Below are 22712 nucleotides of genomic sequence, written 5' to 3' on the forward strand. Positions count from 1 at the left end.
ACCGTGCTGAGGGGGCTGCTGTTGCTGCTGTTTTTTCCGGTCTGGGCGATGGCCGACGACGTCGAAGAGAGCCTGCTTGAGTACTTCAATCCGGGCCGGTTATCAGCCTTTGAGGAGCGCTATGGGCCCGAGGGCAGGGAACGGCTGGAAGACCTTAAGGCCTGGGTGCTGGAAGAGCGCCGGACCGAACGGCCGGTGCGGGAACGACTGGACGTGGTAAACCGCTACTTTAATCAGTTCGAATTCGTTGATGACATCGACCACTGGGGCGTCGACGACTATTGGGCCACCCCGTTGGAGACCGTTGCCAGTGGCGGCGGTGACTGTGAAGACTTCGTCATCGCCAAGTACATGGCCCTGAGTGTGCTGGGCATCGACGTCGCCCACCTTCGCCTGATGTACGCCAAGGCGGTGGAGCTGAACCAGGCCCACATGGTGCTGCTCTACACCAACACCCCCGGAGACATGCCCCTGGTGCTGGATAACCTGATAGATGCCATCAAACCCGGCAATCGCCGACCGGACCTGGTACCGGTGTACAGCTTCAACGCCAAGGGGCTGTGGAAGGCCCGCACCTTCGACAACGACATCCGCCTCAAGGTGGGCGAGAGCGGTGTGGATCTCTGGGGGGAACTGATGGAACGGCTAGCCGAGGAGGCCAAGGGATGACGCTATACCGCTTACTGATGCTGACCCTGGTGCTGCTGGTCGGCATCCTCACCACTACCAATCTCTGGCTGTTCCTGCGTGGCTCCCAGGAGCTGCTCAATCACCAGCTGTCCCATCATGCCTTGGACACCGCCACCTCGTTGGGGCTGTCACTGACCCCGGTGTTGGCGGATGAGGACTGGGTGCTGGCCCAGTCGATGGTGGACAGCATCTTTGACAACGGCGATCTGCAGCTGGTGCGGCTGGAGAGCCTGGATGGCAGTCGGTCGATTGTGCGCAGCAGTCGGGTCGACATCGAGGGTGTCCCCGCCTGGTTCACCGCCATGCTGCCGCTGGAGTCGCCGTCGATGATCAGCCAGGTCAATGCCCAGTGGCGGCTGGTGGCCGAGGTGGAGGTGCAGGCCAACGTGGTGGCGGGCTATCAATACCTGTGGGACATCAGCCGGGTGGCGATGCTGACCAGCGCGGTACTGGCGGCGGTGGCCCTGCTGGGCGGCGGCCTGGTGCTCAACCACCTGCTTAAGCCGTTGAAGCTTGCGGAGGAGCAGGCCCGCGGGCTGCGTCGGCACCAGTATATCCGGCAGAAGCACCTGCCCAGGGTGCGCGAGCTCAACTCCCTGGTTAGCACCATGAACCAGATGGTGGACACCTCCGAGGCGATGTTTAAGCAACAGGTACGGCGGATGGACCGGCTGCGGGCCCAGACCCTGCTGGATGAGGAGACCGGGCTGGGCAACCTGTCCCGGGCTCGGCAGCGGCTGGAGCAGCAGCTGTCTGACCGGGAGATGGATGGCGGCATGCTGGCCAAGCTGCACCTGGTGGGGCTGGACAAGGTGGAGGTCAAAGGCGGGGTCGAGGCGGAGCACAGCCTGCTGAAGACCCTGGCCGGGATCCTGCGGGAGGTGACCTTACGAGTACCCAATGCCCGGGTCTACCGCACCGGTTACGCCGATTTTCAGCTGATGTTCCCCGGTGCCGGTCCGGCGGAGCTGGCCCAGGTGGAGGGGGAGATCCGCCAGCGCCTGGGAGTCAACCTGATGCAGGCCGGCGGCGACCGGGTGTTGATGGTGGCCACCCCGTACCGGCTGGATGAGAAGGTCGACCAGCTGGAGAGCAGCCTGGACCAGCTGATGGCGGATGCCCTGGCCAGCAACGAGCGCAGCCTGTTCCTGGTGGACTCCGGCGATCATACCGAGGTGCCGGAGCGGGCTGAGCAGGAGGCACAGATGGCCCGGATCCTGGCCAACGCCCCCAAGCTGCTGCTGCAAACCGCGCAAGATGGTAAAGGGGTACCGCTGGCCCATGAGATCCTGACCCGCTTCTACGATGGCGAGCGTTGGCTTTCCCCCGGGCCGGTAATGGCACTGGTGGCCCAGCAGCAGAACCATCAGCAGCTGGACATCGCGGTGCTGCAGGCGGTGGTCGCCCGACTGGAGGCCCAGCCGGAGTTGAACGCGCTGACCTACAACCTAACCCCGGAGTCGGTATTGGATCCGGTGTTCCTGGGTAAACTGCGCCAGGCGGTGTCCGGTTACTGGGACCGGATCGGCTTCGAGGTGCCGGAGCGGGCCTGTCTGATGGACACGGAGCAAACCCAACGCTTTGTCCGTGCCCTGGGGGACGCCGGTGCCAGGGTCTGGCTCGATCACGCCACCCCCTCGGGGATGATGATGGTGACCAAGCCGGGGCTGTACGGCATCAAGCTGGATCCCGGCTATACCCAGGCGCTGATGGGCGATCCCAGCCAGGTTGACCTGGTGGAGTTGATGATCACCGCGGCGCACAGCCGGGGCATTAAGGTGGTGGCGCAACAGGTGGAGGACGCCGAGTTGGCCCAGCGACTTTGGCAGTTGGGGATCGACGGGGTCCAAGGCTTCGCGGTGGCTCCCCCCCGGCCGATGGGGGAGCAGGATGAGCCGTTATGAGGTCTTGCGACTAAGCCGGCCCTGGCAGTAGCTCAGCACCAGCTCCGCCAGCATCTGTCCCACCCGACGGGCGCTGCCCGGCTGGTCATCCGGTGCCCCCTCCGCCAGGTGCAGATAACAGGCACCGGGCTGCTGGGCCAGGCGATGGACCAGGTAGCAGGCCTGATCCGGACTGATGCCCAGTCGACTGACGGCGGAACTGGGGATCTCACTGATGGCGTCCAGGTCGACCTCCACCCCCAGCGGCTGCGACGGCAGCTGAGCCAGCACGCTGGCCAGTACGTCCGCCAGGTTCGGCTGTTGCCATAGCCACATCCGCTGCAAGCTGTACCACTTCACCCCCGCTTCGGCCATGGCCGACATCGCCTCGGCGTTGTTCTTTTGCTCGTGCAGTCCCAGTACCTGGTAGTGATTCAGGTGGCCTTGTTGGCAGGCGTAGCGAAAGCCATTGCCGCTGTGGCGCCCCTCGGGACGGCGAAAGTCGGCATGCGGGTCCAGGTTGACTGCCGCCAGTGGCTGGCTCAGCGCGGCACTGGCCCCGGCCAGGATCGGCAGCGCGTTGTTGTGGCCACCGCCGATCACCACAGGTTCCAGCCCGGCGGCCACCACAGCCTGGATCACCGGGGTCAGGCGCTGATCCAGTTGTTCGGTCAGGGCCCGAAGCTGCTCAAGCTGGCCATGTTGGCTAGGGTCGAGCGCGTCGGCCTGTTGCATCAGGTCCTCAACCGCCAGGCTGCCCAGCAGCGCCATGCATCGGCCATCGAAGGCCGGGTTGGATTGCCAGTTGAGCCACTGGTCCAGAAACGCACTCCAGCCCCGCTCGGCCCCGCCGCGACCGCAGTTGGCCCGCGGGCCGATGGACTCGGGGACCCCCAGCAGCACAAACCGGCCCCCCAGCTGCTGCACCTCGGCCAGCCAGGCTGCCAGCGGCTGGCCCTGCCATTGGAGCATGACCTCACCCAGGCGTTGTTCGCCCGGGCGGGGGGAGAGGTGGCGGGTGGGATCAACCGGGTTCAGCGTCATTCGATGTCCAGCGGGTCTTCCGACAGGATGATGCCGGTACTGTCGACGTAGAGGTGATCCTCCGGCATGAAGGTGACGCCTCCGAAGTTGACCGGGACGTCGAGCTGGCCTTCACCGTGCTGACTGGCGCCCACCGGGATGGACGCCAGCGCCATGATCCCCAGGTCCAGGTCCTCCAATGCGTCGACGTCACGCACCGAGCCGTAGATCACCAGCCCCTCCCACTGGTTACTGACCGCCAGGTTGGCCAGCTCCTGATCCACCAGAGCACGCCGCATGGAGCCGCCGCCATCCACCAGCAGCACCTTGCCCTGGCCATCCTGCTCCAGCGCCTCGGCGATGGCGCTGTTGTCCTCGAAACATTTCACCGTATGGATCTGGCCACCGAAGGAGGGGCAGCCACCGAAATTGCTGAACATCGGCTCAACCACGTCGATCTGATCGCCGTAGAGATCACAGAGTTCTGAGGTGTTGTAGTGCATGGAGGGCTCCTTATCTGCGCCATCAGTCCTGACCAAATTAGCCAAAAAACATTGAAATGCAATGCATTGGCCAAAGGAGAGAGGGCGAGCTGGGGCCATTGTCACACAGTGGCCACAAAGCTGTCACACCGCAGTCGGTTCGATGTCACCGGGCTGTCATTCCAACCCCCTAATTTGAAATTGGAAACTTGGGGGGATGACCATGTGGCAAAAACTCGACAGCTTGGATCGTAACGCCATGACCCGGCTGCAACAGATGCCCGGTCAGGCGGTCTGGAAACCGACGGCGAGAGGGATCTCCCTCAGCGGTGACGGCGCAGGCTACCTGTTGTTCGCTATCCTGATGGCAGAGACCGGTGGCGCACGAGGGGTCACCTTCCTGCTGGCGGGGTTGGCGGCCTTTGCCGTCGAGTTGCCGCTGTACTGGCTGTTGAAGAACAGCCTCAAGCGCTGCCGCCCCTGTCACGTGATGGGGGACGTGGTTGCCACGGTTCAGCCCCACGACAAATTCAGCCTGCCGTCGGGCCACAGCGCGGCGGCCTTTATCTTTGCCTCCTTGCTGGCCTGGTATTGGCCGCCCCTGGCCCCTCTGGCGTTTGCCTGGGCTAGTTTGGTCGGCCTGTCCCGCGTGCTGCTGGGGGTGCATTACCCCGGCGATGTGCTGGCCGGTGCCACCCTGGGCCTCTGGGCCGCCCAGTTGGGACTGTCTTGGGTCGCTTAATCCATCAACCACCCGTTCTAGGAAGCCAATCTATGCGCATTCTCTATGGTGTACAGGGAACCGGCAACGGCCACCTGACGCGCGCTCGCGTTATTGCCCCCGCCTTCGCCCGTGCCGGGGTCGAGGTCGATTACCTGTTCTCCGGTCGCCCCCGGGACAAGTACTTTGATATGGATATCTTTGGCGAGTTTGAGTGTCGTCGTGGCCTGAGTTTTGTCACTAAGGCCGGCAAGATCCAGATGGTAGCCACCGCCATGGAGAACCGCCTGTTGGAGTGGCGCCGGGACGTAAAGGCCCTGGACCTGTCCGGCTACGATCTGGTGCTGAACGACTTCGAACCGGTATCGGCCTGGGCCGCTAAGCTGCAGGGCAAGCCCTGCATCGGCATCAGCCACCAGAATGCCTTTAATCACCCGGTGCCGGTGACCGGCGACAGCTGGGTCAACCGGCTGATCATGAAACACTTCGCCCCAACCACCGTGGCCCTGGGCTGCCACTGGCACCATTTCGGTTGTGACCTGCTGCCGCCCTTTATTGAGGCCATCGACCCCACCGATGAGCAAAGCGGTGAGGTGCTGGTTTACCTGCCGTTTGAGGAAGCCAACGACATCGCCCAGTTGCTGGGCCGCCTGCCGGCGCAGCGTTTTGCTGTCTACCATGGCAGTGAGCCCAGTGTCGAACTGCCTGCTAACGTGCGCTGGAGCGGTTTCTGCCGCGATGGCTTCCAGCGCGATCTGGCCCGCTGTCAGGGGGTGATCTGCTCCGCCGGCTTTGAGCTGGTGTCCGAGGCCCTGGTGCTGGGTAAGAAGCTGCTGCTTAAGCCTCTGCAGGGCCAGTTCGAGCAGTTATCCAACGCCATGGCGCTGGAGCTGCTGGGCGCAGCTGACACCATGAAAGGGATGGATCCGGACAAGATCGGCCAATGGCTGGAGGCACCGGGGATCGAGCCCATCGGCTACCCGCAGATGGGGGACGCCCTGGTGCAGTGGCTGTTGAAGAAGGAGTGGGACGACGTCGCCAGCCTGTGTCGCGCTGCCTGGCAAGATGCCCAGCTGCCGGAGGCCTGGAAGCACAAGTGGGCCACCGCCTACTGAACCGGCCTGACTAAGACAACGCCACCGCTTGCGGTGGCGTTGTTGTTTCTGCTCCGGGGCCAGGGGAGGCGGTGTAAGCTAAAGGGAGCGAGCAGCGTGGGTGAGCCCGGCAATGCTCGGTCGGAACAGAATGCTCGGTCGAAACAGAAGGAGAGGGGATGGCGACAGCGTCACTGAGCCCAGTGCAGCGGGCAGAGTTGCAACAGGCCCTGGAGAGCAAGCTGGCCCAGGCACAGCAGCGTTTTAACGAGTTAGACCAGGCCCGTCGGGCCAAACCGCCCTGTTACGCCGATGCCATCGAGCGAGCGTTTTATCAGACCCAGCGCCGTACCCAGGAGCAGCAGATGGAACGGGAACAGACACGAATCGAGGAGCTGCGTCAGGCCCTGGAGCGACTGGAGCAGGGGTGCTATGGCGTCTGTCAGCGCAGCGGTGAGCCGATCCCGTTTGAGCGTCTTCGGCTGATGCCCGAGGCGCGCTTTGCCGAGGGTTCTGGCCAGGGCTGATCCTGCACCCGGGTGAACCTGGGCCGCGACCACCTCGTAGGGAGAACCAGAGACCTATGGGCAAGGGGATGAGATGGTGAGTGAGCAACCAAAGGTACTGGTGCTGGGGGCCAGTGGGTTTGTCGGTGCCAACCTGGTACCGGCGCTGGTGGAGCAGGGCTATCCGGTGCGTGCCGCCAGCCGGCGTCCGGCGCAGTTGGCCCTGCGTCGCTGGCCGGTGGAGCTGTGCCGGGCCGACGTTTTGCAGCAGGACACCCTGGCCGAGGCCCTCGAAGGGGTCGATACCGTCTACTACCTGATCCACGCCATGACCGAAGGCGCGGGCTTCGACCAGCGCGAACAGCAGGGCGCCCGCAACCTGGCCGAGGCGGCGCAGCAGGCCGGGGTAAAGCGGATCATCTATCTGGGTGCGCTGCATCCGGAAGGCGCCGATTCGACCCATCTGCGCAGCCGCAGCCAGACCGGTGAGCTGCTACGCAGTGGGGGCGCTGCGGTGACCGAGATCCGGGCGCCGGTGATCATCGGGCCCGGCTCCGCTGCCTTCGAGGTGATGCGTGACTTGGTCTACAACCTGCCGGGCATGATCACCCCCAAGTGGGTGCGCTCCAAGATGGCGCCCATCGCCCTGCCGGATCTGCTCCATTACCTGATCGGGGTGTTGTCGGTGCCGCAAACCCAGGGCTGCAGCTTCGATGTGTGCGGGCCGGATGTGCTCAGCTACGAGCAGCAGATGCGGGCCTTTGGCCGGATCGTCGATCGACCGGTGAGGATCCTGGCAGTGCCCTTTCTCAGCCCGGGTTTGTCGGCGCGCTGGTTGCGCTGGATCACCTCGGTGCCCACCGGCATTGCCAAGGCGCTGGTCGGCGGGCTGAAGCAGGATCTGCTGGCGGACGACAGCGCCATCCAGGCCTTACTGCCTCGCGAGTTGATGGGCTTTGAACAGGCGGTGCGCTGGTCCCTGGCCCAGGAGCGGGAGCAGGTGGCCTCGGCGTCTCCTCCGCTGGCGTCACTGCTGCGCCGGCGCTGGCAACCCCAGTACGGCTTCTATGCCAAGCAGGATGGCGCCGAGCGGCTGATCGATGCCTCCCCCCAGGAGGTGTGGTCGGTGATCAGCCAGATCGGTGCGGCGCCACGCTACTTCGCTTTCGATCCGTTGTGGCGGATCCGCGAGGCGATGGATGCCATGGTGGGCGGGCGTGGGCTGGCCTACTACCGCCGCGATCCCCTTAAGCTGGCGTTGGGCGACCGGGTCGATTCCTGGACCGTGGCGGAGCATCAGCCTCAACGCCGCTTGACCCTGCTGTTCGGCATGAAGGCGCCGGGCATGGGCGGCCTGACCTTTGAGCTGCACCCCGTTGGGCGCCAGACTGAACTGCGCCTGACCTGCTGGTGGTACCCTTCCGGTGCCTGGGGCCTGATGTACTGGTGGGCGATGCTGCCGGCCCACATCCTGCTGTTTCGTCGCATGGTGGCCAACATCGGTCGGCTCAGCGGCAGCGATGCCCTGCCGGCACCGGCTTAAGCACGGCGACATAGGACATGGCGGCATAGGATACTGCGGCATAGGACACTGCGACAAAGCAAACGGCGGCCGAAAGGCCGCCGTTTTTTCCGGCTGGGTGGGGCTGCGGATCAGCTCATCAGCGGCATCTGGGTACGATACTCGCCAGTGGCATCGGCAATGGCATTGACCACCGCCGGGGCGATCACCCCGGTGGCCGGTTCGCCCACCCCGGTGGGGGGCTCGGTGGAGGGCATGATGTGCACCGCGATCTCCGGCATATCCCGCATCCGCGCCACCTTGTGGTTGTTGAAGTTGCCCTGCTTAACCTTGCCATCGGCCAGCTCGAGCTTGGAGAACAGCACCTGGCCCAAGCCGAAGCCGATGCCGCCCTCCATCTGCGCCGCCACCACGTCGGGATCGACCGCCAGGCCGCAATCCACCGCACAGGTGACCTTGTCGACCCTGACCTCGTTGCCATCGACGCTGACCTCGGCCACCAGCGCCACGTAGCTCTCGAAGGAGAAGTGCACCGCCACTCCCATGCCGCGGTTGGGGCCCAGATCCTTACCCCAGCCCGCTTTCTCCGCGGCCAGATTGAGCACCGCGTCGTAGCGTGGGTTGGTGCCGTGGGCCAGACGGAAGGCCACCGCATCCTGGCCGGCTGTCCGGGCCAGGGCGTCCATGGTGACCTCCTTGGCCAGCGCGGTGTGGTTGTGCCCCACCGCGCGCCACCACAGCACCGGCACCTTATGGCTGTGGTTGTGCACTAGGATGTTGGTATTGGCGATGGCGTAGGGCAGGTCCACCGCCCCTTCGATGCTGGTGTGATCGATGCCATCGTGGATCATGAACTCGGCAAAGGGGGTGCCCTCGGTGACCCGCTTACCGGCGATGTGCTGCTGCCAGGCCACCACCTTGCCCTCGCTGTCGACCCCGGCCTTAACCCGGTTGTAGTAGGCCGGGCGATACCAGCCTGCCCGGGTATCCACCTCGCGGGTGCGGATCATCTTCACCGGTCGGCCCGGGAACTGGCGGGCGATGTCGACGCACTCCATGCCATAGTCCCCGACAGGATTGGCTCGCCGGCCAAAGCTGCTGCCGGCGATCAATACGTTGACCTTGACCTGCTCCGGTTTCAGACCCAGCATCTGGGCCGCCCCCATCTGCTCCACCGTGGGCATCTGGAAGCCACTCCACAGCTCGCAGCCGTCCTTGTCGACCCGGGCCACGCAGTTCATCGGCTCCATGGTGGCGTGGCACAGGAAGGGGGTGGTGAACTCCAGCTCCACCGTCTTGGCGGCGGAGGCCATCGCCTTGTCGCTGTCGCCCTTCTGTTCGGCGATCAGCCCCTGCTGCTGGGTTAACCCCTTGAGCTCGGCGAACATGGCGTCGGTATCCAGCCGCTCTGCCTCGGCCTCATCCCAGCTGACCTTGACCTGGTCCAGTGCCTTCTTGGCCTGCCAGAAGCTGTCGGCCACCACCGCGACGCCATTGAAGAAGGTGACGACCCCGGCCACCCCGGGCATGGACTTGGCCTTCTCGCTGTCGACCTCCTTGACCTTGGCGCCGAAGCGGGGCGGATGGATCACCAGGGCGGTGAGCATCTCCGGCAGCTGCAGATCCATGGTGTAGACCGCAGCACCGGTGGTCTTGCCCAGGTCCAGCCGGCGCTGGGGCTTGCCGATGTAGATAAAGTCCTTGGTATCCTTCAGTGCCAGGCTGGCGGTCTCCGGGATCGCCTGGGACTGCGCCGCCTCGGCCAGTTCACCGTAGCTGAGGCTCTGCTCGCCGTTGTAGATCCGGCCCTGTTCGGTACGCAGGCTGCTGGCGGATACCCCCCAGCGCGCCGCGGCAGCGGCGAGCAGCATCTGCCGCATTGCGGCCCCCACCTGGCGCATCTGCAGGTAGGAGGAGGACAGGCCGGTGCTGCCGCCGGTGCCCTGCATCGGCCCCCACATCAGGTTGTTGTAGAGGGCGGCGTTACCCGGTGCCGGCTTGGCTTCAAGCTGATCCCAGGCGGCATCCAGCTCCTCCGCCACCAGCATGGCCAGGCCGGTGAAGGCCCCCTGGCCCATCTCCAGATGCTTGATCAGGATCTCCACCCGGTTGTCCGGATAGAGGGTGATGAAGGCGTTGGGGTCCCAGTTTTGTGGCTGCTCGCCACTGGGGGTTTCGGCCCGTGCCAGGGGCAGCTGCAGGCCCAGGACCAGGGCACCGCCGGTACCTCCCATCACCTGCAGGAAGCGGCGTCGGCTCAGGCCGGTGCGTCTAAACATCATGGGAACCTCCCGGGGCGGCTTGGGCGTTGCGTTTGAGCTGCTCGGCAGCCTGCTTGATGCCGCGGCGAACCCGCTCATAGGTGCCACAGCGGCAGATCACCCCGGACATGGCCTGATCGATCGCCTTGTCGTCCGGGTTGGGGTTCTTCATCAGCAGCGCGGTGGCGGCCATCACCTGGCCGCTTTGGCAATAGCCACATTGATGCACATTGGTGGCGTCCCAGACCGCGGTAACCGCCTGGCCCTCGGCCGACTGGTTGGCCTCAATGGTGGTGATGGTTTTGCCCTGGGCCGATTTGGCTCTAACCATACAGGCTCGACTGGCCTTGCCATCGATCAACACGGTACAGGCACCGCACTGGGCGATGCCGCAGCCGTACTTGGTGCCGGTCAGCTGCAACTCATCCCTGAGCAGCCAGAGCAGGGGAATGTCCTCGGCCGCGTCGACGGAACGCTCGGTGCCGTTGATGTTGAGGGTCATCTTCATGGTGAAGCTCCGTGGTTTGCCGTTATTGCGCCAGGAAGCGCTGCAGATCGGCGGGTTCGTCAATGTCGATGGCGGCCTGGCCCAGCTCAATGACTTGGGAGCGGGGCACCGACCGCAGCAGCGCCTGGGCACCGCGGTCGCCCTCCAGCGCCTGCAGTTGCGCCAGGCAGTGGCGGGGAAACAGGGCGGGCGCACCTTTGATACCAGCATAGCCACTGGCGACGATTTCGCCGGTGGCCTGGAAGCGTTGAGTCAGACGGTCGAAATGAGAGAGGGGGACGGCGGGTTGGTCCGCCAGGGCGATCAACACCCCGTCCCAGGGTTGGTCCGCCAGTTGGCGCAGCGCCGCGGCGATGCTGTGGCCCAGGCCCAGCTGGCTTTGCGGGCAGTGCAGCCAGGCGGCACCGGCCAGGTGGGGCAACAGCGCGGCAGGGTTCTCCCCCAGCACCACCCACAGACGATTGCCGTAGCGTGACAATAGTGGGCTGAGGGCATGGTGCAGCAGCGGCTTGCCGTGACAGGGTTCCAGCAGCTTGGGGCGACCGAAGCGACGGCTTTGCCCCGCCGCCATCAGCAAGGCGATGGTGTTCATTACTGGCGGCAAAGCACCTGACTAAGGGAGCCCCCTTTGCCACCAAACAGCGCGGCGTGGCACTCCGACAGGATCGCCAGGGCGATCCCTTCCGGTAGCTGGGCACCGATGGCCAGCCCCGCCGGACCCGCCAGTGGGCAGTGGCAGTGCCAGTGCTCGATCTTGGCCTTTGACAGCACCTGCTGTTTGCGGTGGCTGGGGCCGAGCAGGGCGCAGTAGCGCAGCGGCAGGTTGGCGATGGCATGGAGCGCCTCCGCGTCCAGTTCCAGCTGGTGATTCATCACCACCGCGGCGTCCACGGTCTGGCCCCATTGGCTGTCCAGCACCGATGAGGGGGCGGCACGAACCACCCGGTGCACGGTGGGGAACTGCTCCCGACGGGCGTGACTGGGGCGGGGATCGATCAGGGTGACCTGCCAGCCCAGTTGGGTCGCCAGGCCCGCCAGGGGGCGGGCGTCGGCACCGCCACCGAAGATCGCCAGGTGGGGGACAGGCTGGTAGCGGTTGACCAGCCACTCCTTGCCCAGTTGCAAGGTGAGGGTGTGGTCGCCGAACTTGGGCAGCTCCAGTGCGGTGGGGGTGGTGCCATCCAGATGCAGCCCCTGGCTGGGCAGGCCGCGCTCCGGCAGTGCCAATGCCCAGACGGCGCTTTGATGTTGGCTCAGTTGCTTGTACAGGGCCACCAGGCCGAGGTAGTCGTTGCTGTGCTCCACTGGATGCAGCATCACCTCCACCACGCCGCCACAGCCGATCCCCAGCTGGTAGCTGACGTCCTCCTCATCATCGCTGTCGTAGCGTACCTGAAGGGCCTCCCGAGTCTGCATCACCTGCATCGCCTTTCGCTGCAGGTCGCTCTCCAGACACCCACCGCTGAGCAATCCGAGCTGCTCGCCGTTATCGCCAAACAGCATCAGGGCTCCGGCCTTTCGATAGGCGGAGCCCTGCGTTCTGAAGACCGCACCGAGAACCCATTGCTGGCTGTCGCGCTTGGGCAGCCATTGTTCAATCAGGTGTTGCGGGTGGTAAGTCATGAGATGTCCTTTCAAGTTACTCGGATCCACCCTGGGCCACCTTATTGGTTTGATGGTGGTTGCCCTAAGTGTCTCTAGTCGGCCTGATGGCTCTCATTCCCTGACTAGAGTCTTGACTAAAAATCCGAGGAGCGCTGGAAAAATTTGGGGCCCCATTGTTAATAGTTGTTTTTCTGATATTTGTGCAAAAAAAAACCACCTCGCGGTGGTTTTAGTCATTGGATTTTGGGTCGTGAAACTGGACCTGTATCGGGATCATCGGCTCCCGTGACCCCTTCTCTGCGGCCAGCCGGGTCAGGTAATCCTCCCACAGACTGGCCTGGTTCAGCCCCATCTCGTAGAGGTACTTCCAGGAGTAGAGTCCGCTGTCGTGACCATCATCAAACACCAGCTTGACCGCATAGCCTCCCACCGGCTCAATCCTACTGATGTTGACCTCACGCTTGTTGGTCACCAGTTTAGGGTTGCCATGGCCATGCACCTCGGCGGAGGGGGAGCAGACCCGAAGCAGCTCACAGGACAGGGAGAAGGCCTTGCCATCGTCAAACTGCACCTCCAGCACACGGGAGGCCTGTTTGAGCTTGATGCCGGTCACCTTGGGGCTCATGACGACTCCTTGTTGGTTGAGATGGGCCAGGTGCCGGGCTTGCTGGCACCTGGCACCCAGCACTAATCAGAGAATAAAGCGGGCCAGGTCTTCGTCTTCCACCAGGGTATCCAGGTGGCGGTTAACGTAGGCTGCATCGATCTCTAGGGATTGGCCGCCCTTGTCCGAGGCCTCGAAGGAGATCTCCTCCATCAACCGCTCCATCACGGTGTGGAGACGACGGGCGCCGATGTTCTCGGTGCGCTCGTTGACCTGCCAGGCCGCTTCGGCGATGCGGGCGATGCCGTCCTCGGTGAAGCTGATGGTCATTCCCTCGGTGGCCATCAGGGCGATGTACTGCTCGGTCAGGCTGGCGTTGGGCTCGGTCAGGATGCGGACGAAGTCCTCGGCGGTCAGCGCCTCCAGCTCCACCCGGATCGGCAGACGGCCCTGCAGCTCAGGGATCAGATCCGACGGCTTGGCCAGCTGGAAGGCACCGGAGGCGATGAACAGGATGTGATCGGTTTTGACCATGCCGTGCTTGGTGTTGACGGTACAGCCTTCCACCAGCGGCAGCAGGTCGCGCTGCACCCCTTCACGGGACACGTCGGGGCCGGAGACCTCGCCGCGCTTACAGATCTTGTCGATCTCATCGAGGAAGACGATGCCGTTCTGCTCCACCGATTCGATCGCCTTCTCCTTCAGCTCCTCCTGGTTGACCAGCTTGGCGGCTTCCTCTTCCACCAATGCCTTGAGGGCGTCCTTCACCTTCATCTTGCGGCGGTTCTTTTGCTGGCCGCCCAGGTTCTGGAACATCGACTGCAGCTGATTGGTCATCTCCTCCATGCCCGGAGGCGCCATGATCTCCACCCCCATCTGGGACTGAGACACGTCGACTTCGATCTCTTTGTCGTCCAGCTGGCCTTCCCGCAGCTTCTTGCGGAACACCTGGCGGGTGGCGGTGTTGTCGGTCTTCTGTTCGTTGCCCCACTGGTCCTTGGGGGCGGGCAGCAGGGCATCGAGGATGCGCTCCTCGGCGGCCTCTTCGGCGCGGAACTTGTTGCGCTCCACCTCCTGCTCGCGGGTCATCTTGATGGCGGAGTCGGTCAGATCTCGGATGATCTGCTCCACCTCTTTGCCAACGTAACCCACCTCGGTGAACTTGGTGGCTTCCACCTTGATGAAGGGGGCGTTGGCCAGCTTGGCCAGGCGCCGGGCGATCTCGGTTTTACCCACACCGGTGGGGCCGATCATCAGGATGTTCTTGGGGGTCACCTCCTGACGCAGCTCCGGACCGAGCTGCATCCGGCGCCAGCGGTTACGCAGGGCGATGGCCACCGCCTTCTTGGCACCGGACTGACCGATGATGTGGCTGTCCAGCTCGGAGACGATCTCTCTGGGGGTCATCGCGGACATCAGTTGGCCTCCTTGGTGGGCAGTTCTTCGATGGTTTGATGGCTGTTGGTAAAGACGCAGATATCACCGGCGATGGTCAGCGCCTTTTCGCAGATGGTGCGGGCGTCCAGATCGGTGTTCTGCAGCAGCGCCAGGCCGGCAGCCTGGGCGTAGTTGCCACCGGAGCCGATGGCGATCAGGTCGTGCTCCGGCTCGACCACGTCGCCGTTACCGGAGATCAGCAGGCTGGTCTCGCTGTCGGCGACGATCAGCATCGCTTCCAGCTTCTGCAGCGAGCGCTCGGTGCGCCAGGCCTTGGCCAGTTCGACGGCAGCCCGGGTCAGTTGGCCCTGGTGAGCACTGAGCTTGGCCTCCAGCAGTTCAAACAGGGTGAAGGCGTCGGCGGTGGCGCCGGCGAAGCCCGCCAGTACCTTGCCACCGAGCAGTTGCCGCACCTTGCGGGCGTTGCCCTTCATTACGGTGTTGCCCAGGGAAACCTGGCCATCGCCGGCGATGACGACCTTGTCGCCCCGGCGCACAGACACAATCGTGGTCATGGATATGCCCTTAGTCTTTGGTGGGCGGCTCGGGCCGCCGTGATTCGGTGACGCCGGACGCAGCCGGCGCTTGGGATTAGTGTAGATGTGGGGATGGTGGCAGAGGGGATCAACCCTGGGGCGGCAAAATGGGCCAAACCGGGCCGGTTTGAACAGGCGGCGTTCAGACTCGGTGGGCGGGCCGGCGGGGCTGGGCAGGCCCTAAAAAAGAGGGCCGGCTTATGCCGACCCTGGGGTTTAACGTTGCTGCAGCTGGGCTAGGCGCTGACTGAGACGGGCCATCTCCTGGCTGATCTGGGCCAGTTCCTGCTCCTTGCTGTCAGCGGTGGCGAGCGGCGTGGCCTCGGTGGCCTCCTGGGTCTCCTGGGTCATCACATCCAGGATCACCCCCACCATCATGTTGAGGAAGATGAAGGCGTTGAGAAAGATGAAGCTGATGAAGTAGATCCAGGCCAGCGGGTAGGCCTCCAGGGTCACGTACATCACGTTGTTCCAGTCGTCGAAGGTGGCGACCCGGAACAGGGTCAGCATCGCTACCGAGACGTCCTGCCACAGGCGGGGCTCCAGCTCGGCGAACAGGGTGCTGCCCAGGGCGGCGTAGATGTAGAAGAACACGAACATCAGCAGGGCGATGTAGCCCATCTTGGGGATCGACTTGATCAGGGCGTTGATCAGGTGACGCAGCTCCGGCACCAGCGAGACCAGTCGCAGTACCCGGAAGATCCGCAGCAGCCGGGCCAGCAGCACGGTATCGGCGCTGGACAGCGGCAGCAGGCTGACCAGGACGATGACGGTATCAAACAGGTTCCAGCCGTTCTTGAAGAAGCTCAGCCGGCCGCCGTGGGCCACCAGGCGCAGGGTCAGCTCCAGGGCGAAAAACACGGTGATGGCACCATCCAGCAGCGCCAGGGTCTGCTCCAGCCAGGCGGGCAGCTGATAGGTCTTGGCGCCGATGCTGAGGGCCGACAGCACGATCACCGCGATGACGGCGCCTTGGAAGCCACGGCTGGCCACCCAGCGCTCCAGGGTTTGACTGAACTGTATCACTGCCGACTGCATGGGGTACTCCGATTCAAGGCGTGGAAAAGTCGCGAGATTGTACCGATGGGGAGGCAAAACACCAGCCGCTGGTGAGCCGGATCAGTGAAGGTTTGGCCAGCAGTTGCTGGCCAGTATCTTCAGGGCAAGCCAAAGGACAAGAAAAAGGGCGAGTCCGCCGGACTCGCCCCTGGGCATACTGGTGTCGTGCTCAGACCTGGAACTGGGCCAGCTTCTCCTGCTGCTCCCGGGCGATGCCCGCCACCTGGTCCGATTGCACCGACAGGTCGTCGATCTGGCCCTGGCGGGATTCCGCCTGCTCCGCCAGTTGGCGGATACCGGCGTTGATCTGGTGGCACTGCTCGGTCTGTTCGGTGGTGGCGGCGCTGATGCTGTCCGCCCGGCTCTGCACCATTACTACCGCTTGGTGGATCTGCTCGGTGGCGCTGTCCAGCTGCTGGCGCAGTTGCTCGGTGCGGCTCATCTCATCGCGACTGGCCTGGATCGAGTCGCGGGCGTTGGCAGCGGCGCTGTGCAGGGTCTGGATCATCGCCTCGATGGAGTCGGTCTGCTCGCGGGTCTGGGCCGCCAGCTTGCGCACCTCGTCCGCCACCACGGCAAAGCCGCGGCCCTGTTCTCCGGCCCGGGCCGCCTCAATGGCGGCGTTGAGCGCCAACAGGTTGGTGCGATCGGCGATGTTGTTGATCACCTCGGCAATCGCGCCAATCTGATCGACCTGTTCATCCAGCTCCGCCATGCGGCCATCGTTGTCCCCCAGGTGACGGGACAGCGCGTCCAGGTGTTGGCCGGTGGCATCCAGGGCTTGCTGTCCCTGTTGGGCCAGCTCGGCGCTGCGACGGCTGTCCTCCAGCGTCAGGGTGGTGGCCTCGGCGATCCCCTGCATGCTGGCGTCCAGCTCTGCCACGGCGGCGGCGATCTGGGTGGTCTGGGCCGCCTGAGCCGCCAGTGACTGTTGCTGCTGATGGCTGATCCGGGAGCTGGCACCGGCGGCCTGGCTCAGCTCTTCACCGCCGCGGCGCAGCCGGGACATCACGTCGCGGTTACGGCTGTTGGCCTGGTTGAGCCATTTGGCCAGCTGGTTGAACTCCGCCGGGCTGTCGACCCGGCAGACGTGGGTGAAGTTGCCGGCGGCGGTGGCCTTGATGGCGCTTTTCAGCTCCGCCAGGCTGTGGCGCAACAGCACCACAATGCGCTGCACCAGCCAGGCGGTGAGCAGGGCACCGAGGGCGGTGAGGATCAGTAGCAGTTGGCGGCTCTGCTCCAGGGTGGTCTGGGTGTCGACCTGGCCTTGCTCCACCAGGGCGTTACTGCGGTACAGAAGATCCTCCGACAGGGCGCCGAGCTGGGCCAGCTGAGGCAGCAGCTCAGTCAGTGCCTGCTGGCTCTGGTAGCTGAGGGTGACCCGTTCCACCTCCTGGCTGAACAGGCCGTCACGACTGGCGGCCTGCTCCAGCACCTCCAGCGCCGAGACCGCGGAGGGGAACTCATTCAGTTCGCTGTTCAGATCGGCCAGGCTGTCGTACTGGAACCGCATCCGGCTGACGTAGGCGCGCACCTCCCGGTACTGGGCCTGGGCCTGCTCCGGCGTGGTGGCGGTGGAGAGTTGGATCAGGGCCCCCACCAGGCCGCCGGCGCCGCTGATAAAGCTGTCGTAGGCGTCGTTGGCGCCCGGGATTTGCTCAAACAGCAGGGGGTAAAGGCGGGCCATCTCGTTGCGCACCGAGTTGACCGAAAACAGCAGGTAGCCGCGGCCCTCATTGAGGGTCTGCTCGATGGTCAGGCGCTGTTCGGTCTGCGCCATGATGACATCCATCTGCGCCATCACCTTGTGGCTGTCAGCGCTGATCGCCTCGAAGCCCTGGGTCAGCCAGTCGTGCGGGTACTGGGTAGCGGATTGCTCTAGGCGGGCCAGAGCGGTTTGCAGTTGTTGCTGCGCCTGCTGGTAGGGTTGGCGCCGCTGGTCGAAGTCGGTGTGATTGCCGCTGCCGATGGCATTGCGCAGAGACTGGTCCAGCTGCAGTACCGCCCGTTCGATCTCGCCCGCTTGATGGGCAATGGGCAGAGCCTCTTCACCCAGCTGATCGACGGTGGTGGAGAGGGCATTGAGGCCCCAAAGTGCAGAAAGCACCAGACCGAGAGCGATGGTGAACAGCGTGGCCATGGAGATGGACAATCGCTGCACCAGCGTAAGTGACGCGAGCTTTCGAGCAAAAAACGACATGACGGTATGGGTATCAGTGACTTGGCGGTGCCAACAAATACGACAGCCATGTGACACCTTTATGACCTCATTTGATTTCGCTCAAAAGGTGGTCAGGTTATGGTTTCATTTCATGCAATCGTCACACGAAGGGTTCTATATTAGTGCTGTCAAACTAGTCGAGAGGAGTACCCAGCATGGAACGCAAAGTCGCTTTGATCACCGGTGGTCTTGGTGGAATCGGTCTGACCCTGACCAAGTCTCTGGCGGAGGCCGGATACCAAGTAGTGGCAGGATGCCAACCGAATAGCAGTAACGCCCAACGACATGCCGGCGAGTTGGCTGAGAGCCATCCTACGGTCAAAGTGTTGCCGTTTAATGTGTCGGATTTCGACGAGTGCCAGCGCGTGGTGCTGGATATCGAAGAGACCGTCGGGCCCATCTCGGTGTTGGTGAACAACGCCGGTATCACCTGGGACGGTCAGCTCAAGAAGATGGCCAGTGAGCAGTGGCGCAAGGTGATGGAGACCAACCTGGACAGCGTGTTCAACCTGTCCCGCGCGGTGATCCCGGGGATGATCGAGCGCGGCTACGGCCGGGTGATCAGCATCTCCTCCATCAACGGTGAGAAGGGCCAGTTTGGCCAGACCAACTACGCCGCCGCCAAGGCGGGCATGTATGGCTTCACCAAGTCACTGGCCCAGGAAGTGGCCGCCAAAGGGGTCACGGTTAACACCATCTCCCCCGGTTACATCGAGACCGATATGATCCGCGCCATCAAGGAGGAGATCCGCGAGGGGATCCGCCAGCAGATCCCGGTGAAGCGCTTTGGCCAGCCGGAAGAGATCGCCCGGGCGGTATTGTTCCTGGCGGACGAGCAGTCCGGCTTCATTACCGGCTCCAACCTGTCCATCAACGGTGGTCAGTACATGTAACACCGGCGTCTGACCGGATGAAACAAGCCGCCCTAGGGGCGGCTTTGTTGTTGCCAGCTTGGGCAGATCACCTGCTCTTGCTGGTCACGCCGGTGGCCGGCGCAGCTTTCCAGGCATAGCTGCCACAGCATCGCCTTACTGGCCGGATCCAGCGCACGCAGCTGGGCCACACACAAGCTGCCCTGCTGCAGCAACCCCGCGATCACCGCACTGTCCACCTCGAACCTTACCTGCGCCATGATTATCCCCATCGATTAAATGTTATTGAGAATTATTATCAATTGTGGTGTGGGGTGCAACCCTTTAATAGCGGGCGCGGACCTGGGCGGGCATATGGGCCAGCTGGCTCTGCTTCAGCGCGGTAAAGGCGTCGTGCAGTGGCGCAGGATCCAGCCCCTCCAACTGATGCAGGGCGTAGGCGGTAGCCTCCAGGGTCGACAGGCTGTCGCTGCGATGGGCCTTGCGGATCTGGTAGTCGCCCTGGGGCGGGTGGGCAAAGCTGAGGCAGGGCAGTTGCTGTAGCCAGGGGTTGAGTTGCAACAGCTTGTGGGTCTTGCGCCAGGTCCCGTCCAGCAACAGCAGGGCCCGATCGGGGTCTGGCGGGCACTGCTCCACCGCTTGGGCCTGGGGGCCCGGATAGAGCAGCTGGGGCTTGAAGCCCTTCAAGGCCTGTCGCAGGGGGGCGAAATCCTGTTCTGTTTCACCGACCCAAAGCTGGCCCTGGGTGAGGATCTGGCAGGTCAGTCTGGCGGTGCCCTTGGCGGCCTTCAGCTCACTGGGGTGCATCAGGATGTGCACTGGCGTGCGGTGAATCAGGGGGCGGATATGGGCGCACAGGCAGGTGCGCTGAGGTCGCCCACAGCGGGGACAATAGCGGCGTTTGCCGTCTTCTGGGATGGTCATTTTTCGGTTTCGCTAAATGTCCGGGTTCAAGGCAGCTCCCAGGTCGAGCCAAGCCCTGCTGGATTACTAGGAAAGCCTAGGCGCTAGGTCGGGCTTCGCCCTGCTAGGAGTTAGGAACAGCAGGTACTAGGTCGGGCAAAGCCCTTCTAGGAGCTAGGAAAAGCTTAGGAAGAGCAGGTACTGGGCCGGGCCAAGCCCTTCTAGGTAAAAGGAAAAGCGTTGACTGTCATGGCTAAGATTCTAGGCTTGCTGCCTAGCACCTAGCACCTAGCACCTAGCACCTAGCACCTAGCACCTAGCACCTAGCACCTAGCACCTAGCACCTAGCACCTAGCACCTAGCACCTAGCACCTAGCACCTAGCACCTAGCACCTAGCACCTAGCACCTAGCACCTAGCACCTAGCACCTAGCACCTAGCACCTTAATTCCAGTTCCAGATCTGGCAGCCGTTGATGCCGGCCCGCTGCAGGGCGTGGCGATGGGCTTCCGCCGCACGCTTACGTTCGTAGGGGCCCAGCACCACCCGGTACCAGACGCCATTGCTGCCCTCGGTGCGTCGCACCTGGGACTCCATCCCCTGGAAGGCGATGGTGGCGCGCATGGTGTCGGCCTGGGCCTCGGTGCGGAACGAGCCACACTGCATCTGGTAGGGGCCGCCACTGGCTTGTACCTCGGGCAGCTCCACCTCGACGCTGTTGTCGATCAGCCGATCGATGTAGCCCCACTCCTCCTTCGGCGGCTCCGGCAGCGCCGTCTCCGGCTTTGGCTCGGGCTTCGGGGTAGCGACCGGTGCAGTGGGCACCGGCTCCGGCTCATCGAAACGGCCTTCGCTGGCGCCCTTGATGCTGACCAGGACATAGCCAAACAGGCACAGCAGCGCCGTGGCCAATAGCGCCATCGGCCAGGGAAAGGGTTTCTTGGCCGGTGCCTTGCCGCGGCGCTGAGCCCCGCGGCGGCTGGAACGTCCCTTGCCAGCGTAGTCCCGGGTCATTGCTTACATCCGCTCCAGCACGTCGATGCCCAGCAGGCTCAGGCCCACCTTGAGGGTGTTGGCGGTGGCCTGACACAGGCGCAGGCGACTGGCCTTGTCCTGCTCGCTGACGCCATCCTTGTTGATGGGGCAGGCCTCGTAGAAGCTCATAAAGGCACCGGCCAGCTCGTACAGGTAGGTGCACATCAGGTGCGGCATGCCCTTGTTGGCGACGCCGTTCACGGCATCGTTGAACTGGGCCAGTTTGTTGGCCAGGGCTTCCTCTTTCTCGTGGCTCAGGGTGATCTCACCATTGAGGCTGGCGGCATCGATCCCGGCCTTGCGGAAGATAGACTGGATCCGGCTGTAGGCGTAGAGCATGTAGGGCGCGGTGTTGCCCTCGAAGGTCAACATGTTGTCCCAGTCGAACACGTAATCGGTGGTGCGGTTCTTGTTCAGATCCGAGTACTTCACCGCCGCCATCGCCACGGTGTGGGCGATGCGCTCCAGCTCGTCACCCTGCAGATCCGGGTTCTTGTCGCCGATCAGCTTGACCGCGCGTTGGTGCGCTTCCTCCAGCAGATCCGCCAGCTTAACGGTGCCACCGCTGCGGGTCTTGAACGGCTTGCCGTCCTTGCCCAGCATCATGCCGAAGGCGCAGTGCTCGGTGGTGGTGCTCTCCGGCAGGTAGTTGGCCTTGCGGGCGATCAGCCAGGCTTGCTGCAGGTGTTGGGCCTGACGGGAATCGATGAAGTAGAGGATGCGGTCGGCCTGGTAGTTATCAACCCGGTACTTGGCTGCGGCGATGTCGGTGGTGGTGTACAGGTAGCCACCGTCGCGCTTACGGATGATCACCCCCATGGGGTTGCCGTCCTTGCCTTTGAACTCTTCCAGGAACACCACGGTGGCACCGTCGTCTTCCACCGCCAGGCCCTGGGCGGTCAGATCGGCGACGATCTCCGGCAGCATCGGGTTGTAGAGGCTTTCCCCGGCGATGTTGTCGTTGCTCAGGGAAACGCCTAGGCGGTCGTAGATCGCCTGGTTCTGCGCCATGGTGATGTCCACCAGCTTGCGCCACATGGTGTTGCAGTACTGGTCACCGCCTTGCAGCTTAACCACGTAGTTACGGGCGCGCTCGGCGAAGGCCTCGTCGGTGTCGTAGTTCTTCTTCGCTTCCCGGTAGAAGGCTTCCAGGTCCGACAGGTCCATGTCGGCGGCGTTTTCGTTCTCCATCTTCTCCAGGTAGGCGATCAGCATGCCGAACTGGGTGCCCCAGTCGCCGATGTGGTTGGCGCGGATCACCTTATGGCCCATGAACTCCAGGGTGCGGGTCACGGCATCACCGATCACGGTGGAGCGGATGTGGTGCACCGCCATCTCCTTGGCCACGTTGGGGGCGGAGTAGTCGGTGACGATGGTCTGGGGTGCGGCTACCGGGGCGATGTTGGCGCGGTCGCTGTCTGCCATCGCCTCGATCTGCTTGGCCAGGAAGCGCGGATCCAGGAAGAAGTTGATAAAGCCGGGGCCGGCGATCTCGGTCTTGGCCACCAGCTCAGAGGCGGGCAGGTGATCGATGATCAATCCCGCCAGCTCGCGCGGGTTCTTCTTGGCGGGCTTGGCCAGCATCATCGCCAGGTTGGTGGCCAGGTCGCCGTGGCTCTTATCCTTGGTGCGATCTACCTGAACGCGGGGGGCGGCATCGGCGGGGATGATCGCCTCCGCTTTCAAACGGGATACGGTTTGCTCAAGTAACTGCTGGATATGCTCTTTCATCTGGACACCAAAAAGCGGGA

General features: G+C 63.8%; 22 protein-coding genes. 7 read left to right on the plus strand and 15 right to left on the minus strand.

Annotation, left to right across the window (positions count from 1 at the left end; translation table 11 throughout):
• Window positions 1-21 precede the first annotated feature (21 nt).
• Both BUC04_RS15740 and BUC04_RS15745 read left to right on the plus strand, forming a co-directional pair.
• A complete protein-coding gene (locus BUC04_RS15740) occupies window positions 22-669 on the plus strand; it encodes a transglutaminase-like cysteine peptidase (RefSeq protein WP_200804694.1) in 648 nt (215 codons plus the stop codon).
• Window positions 666-2594 (plus strand): bifunctional diguanylate cyclase/phosphodiesterase, encoded by a 1929-nt coding sequence (locus BUC04_RS15745; RefSeq protein WP_067664904.1) that lies wholly within the window; start codon window positions 666-668, stop codon window positions 2592-2594. Before BUC04_RS15740 ends, BUC04_RS15745 begins: the two co-directional genes overlap by 4 nt.
• Here BUC04_RS15745 and BUC04_RS15750 read toward each other — a convergent pair.
• Together BUC04_RS15750 and rraA are read right to left on the minus strand one after the other, a co-directional pair.
• Complete coding sequence (locus tag BUC04_RS15750) at window positions 2589-3617, minus strand: formimidoylglutamase (RefSeq protein WP_067664902.1); 1029 nt, start codon at window positions 3615-3617, stop codon at window positions 2589-2591. The genes BUC04_RS15745 and BUC04_RS15750 overlap by 6 nt on opposite strands.
• Window positions 3614-4099, minus strand: coding sequence for a ribonuclease E activity regulator RraA (rraA, locus tag BUC04_RS15755; RefSeq protein WP_067664901.1), 486 nt, complete (start codon window positions 4097-4099; stop codon window positions 3614-3616). Before rraA ends, BUC04_RS15750 begins: the two co-directional genes overlap by 4 nt.
• A 196-nt stretch (window positions 4100-4295) precedes the next feature.
• Here rraA and BUC04_RS15760 point away from each other — a divergent pair, with 196 nt between their 5' ends.
• From BUC04_RS15760 to BUC04_RS15775, 4 genes are all read left to right on the plus strand, one after another.
• Window positions 4296-4820, plus strand: a complete 525-nt coding sequence (locus tag BUC04_RS15760) for a phosphatase PAP2 family protein (protein ID WP_234977437.1) — start codon at window positions 4296-4298, stop codon at window positions 4818-4820.
• A gap of 32 nt (window positions 4821-4852) precedes the next feature.
• Complete coding sequence (locus BUC04_RS15765) at window positions 4853-5914, plus strand: MJ1255/VC2487 family glycosyltransferase (protein WP_067664900.1); 1062 nt, start codon at window positions 4853-4855, stop codon at window positions 5912-5914.
• Between the two features lie 158 nt (window positions 5915-6072).
• Window positions 6073-6420 (plus strand): TraR/DksA family transcriptional regulator, encoded by a 348-nt coding sequence (locus BUC04_RS15770; protein ID WP_143165751.1) that lies wholly within the window; start codon window positions 6073-6075, stop codon window positions 6418-6420.
• A gap of 76 nt (window positions 6421-6496) precedes the next feature.
• Window positions 6497-7942 (plus strand): DUF2867 domain-containing protein, encoded by a 1446-nt coding sequence (locus tag BUC04_RS15775; protein WP_200804695.1) that lies wholly within the window; start codon window positions 6497-6499, stop codon window positions 7940-7942.
• A gap of 110 nt (window positions 7943-8052) precedes the next feature.
• On the opposite strand, the gene BUC04_RS15780 is transcribed toward BUC04_RS15775, so the two are convergent.
• From BUC04_RS15780 to BUC04_RS24000, 9 genes are all read right to left on the minus strand, one after another.
• A complete protein-coding gene (locus BUC04_RS15780; RefSeq protein WP_067664891.1) occupies window positions 8053-10203 on the minus strand; it encodes a xanthine dehydrogenase family protein molybdopterin-binding subunit in 2151 nt (716 codons plus the stop codon).
• Window positions 10193-10690 (minus strand): (2Fe-2S)-binding protein, encoded by a 498-nt coding sequence (locus BUC04_RS15785; protein ID WP_067664889.1) that lies wholly within the window; start codon window positions 10688-10690, stop codon window positions 10193-10195. Before BUC04_RS15785 ends, BUC04_RS15780 begins: the two co-directional genes overlap by 11 nt.
• Window positions 10691-10712: 22 nt before the next feature.
• A complete protein-coding gene (locus BUC04_RS15790) occupies window positions 10713-11282 on the minus strand; it encodes a nucleotidyltransferase family protein (RefSeq protein WP_067664887.1) in 570 nt (189 codons plus the stop codon).
• Window positions 11282-12313: an XdhC family protein gene (locus BUC04_RS15795; protein WP_067664885.1), complete on the minus strand. Its 1032-nt coding sequence runs from the start codon at window positions 12311-12313 to the stop codon at window positions 11282-11284. The genes BUC04_RS15790 and BUC04_RS15795 overlap by 1 nt, the downstream gene beginning before the upstream one ends.
• Before the next feature lie 211 nt (window positions 12314-12524).
• Window positions 12525-12920, minus strand: coding sequence for a gamma-butyrobetaine hydroxylase family protein (locus BUC04_RS15800; protein WP_067664884.1), 396 nt, complete (start codon window positions 12918-12920; stop codon window positions 12525-12527).
• A gap of 66 nt (window positions 12921-12986) precedes the next feature.
• Entirely contained in the window at window positions 12987-14315 is a 1329-nt protein-coding gene (gene hslU, locus BUC04_RS15805; RefSeq protein WP_067664883.1) for an HslU--HslV peptidase ATPase subunit, read from the minus strand.
• On the minus strand, window positions 14315-14851 hold the full coding sequence (gene hslV, locus BUC04_RS15810) for an ATP-dependent protease subunit HslV (RefSeq protein ID WP_067664881.1): 537 nt from the start codon (window positions 14849-14851) through the stop codon (window positions 14315-14317). Before hslV ends, hslU begins: the two co-directional genes overlap by 1 nt.
• 237 nt (window positions 14852-15088) lie before the next feature.
• Window positions 15089-15910, minus strand: a complete 822-nt coding sequence (locus BUC04_RS15815) for an ion transporter (protein WP_067664879.1) — start codon at window positions 15908-15910, stop codon at window positions 15089-15091.
• 190 nt (window positions 15911-16100) lie between these two features.
• Window positions 16101-18083 (minus strand): methyl-accepting chemotaxis protein, encoded by a 1983-nt coding sequence (locus tag BUC04_RS24000; RefSeq protein WP_067664878.1) that lies wholly within the window; start codon window positions 18081-18083, stop codon window positions 16101-16103.
• A 224-nt stretch (window positions 18084-18307) separates the two neighbouring features.
• Between BUC04_RS24000 and phbB the strand changes: the two genes are divergently transcribed.
• Entirely contained in the window at window positions 18308-19045 is a 738-nt protein-coding gene (gene phbB, locus BUC04_RS15825; RefSeq protein WP_067664876.1) for an acetoacetyl-CoA reductase, read from the plus strand.
• Between the two features lie 32 nt (window positions 19046-19077).
• Here phbB and BUC04_RS15830 read toward each other — a convergent pair whose 3' ends face one another.
• The 4 genes from BUC04_RS15830 to argS all read right to left on the minus strand — a co-directional run bounded on the left by BUC04_RS15830 (window position 19078) and on the right by argS (window position 22692).
• The gene (locus tag BUC04_RS15830; protein WP_067664874.1) at window positions 19078-19284 is read right to left on the minus strand and encodes a hypothetical protein; all 207 of its coding nucleotides are present in this window, start codon (window positions 19282-19284) and stop codon (window positions 19078-19080) included.
• A gap of 64 nt (window positions 19285-19348) precedes the next feature.
• Window positions 19349-19948 carry a tRNA-uridine aminocarboxypropyltransferase gene (locus tag BUC04_RS15835; protein WP_073325992.1) on the minus strand — a complete coding sequence of 200 codons (600 nt, stop codon included), beginning with the start codon at window positions 19946-19948 and terminating at the stop codon, window positions 19349-19351.
• A gap of 422 nt (window positions 19949-20370) precedes the next feature.
• Window positions 20371-20940 carry an SPOR domain-containing protein gene (locus tag BUC04_RS15840; protein WP_067662523.1) on the minus strand — a complete coding sequence of 190 codons (570 nt, stop codon included), beginning with the start codon at window positions 20938-20940 and terminating at the stop codon, window positions 20371-20373.
• Window positions 20941-20943: 3 nt separating this feature from the next.
• Window positions 20944-22692, minus strand: a complete 1749-nt coding sequence (gene argS / locus BUC04_RS15845; RefSeq protein ID WP_067662526.1) for an arginine--tRNA ligase — start codon at window positions 22690-22692, stop codon at window positions 20944-20946.
• Window positions 22693-22712: the final 20 nt, after the last annotated feature.

This window comes from Ferrimonas marina (genome assembly GCF_900129905.1).
Lineage (GTDB): Bacteria > Pseudomonadota > Gammaproteobacteria > Enterobacterales > Shewanellaceae > Ferrimonas > Ferrimonas marina.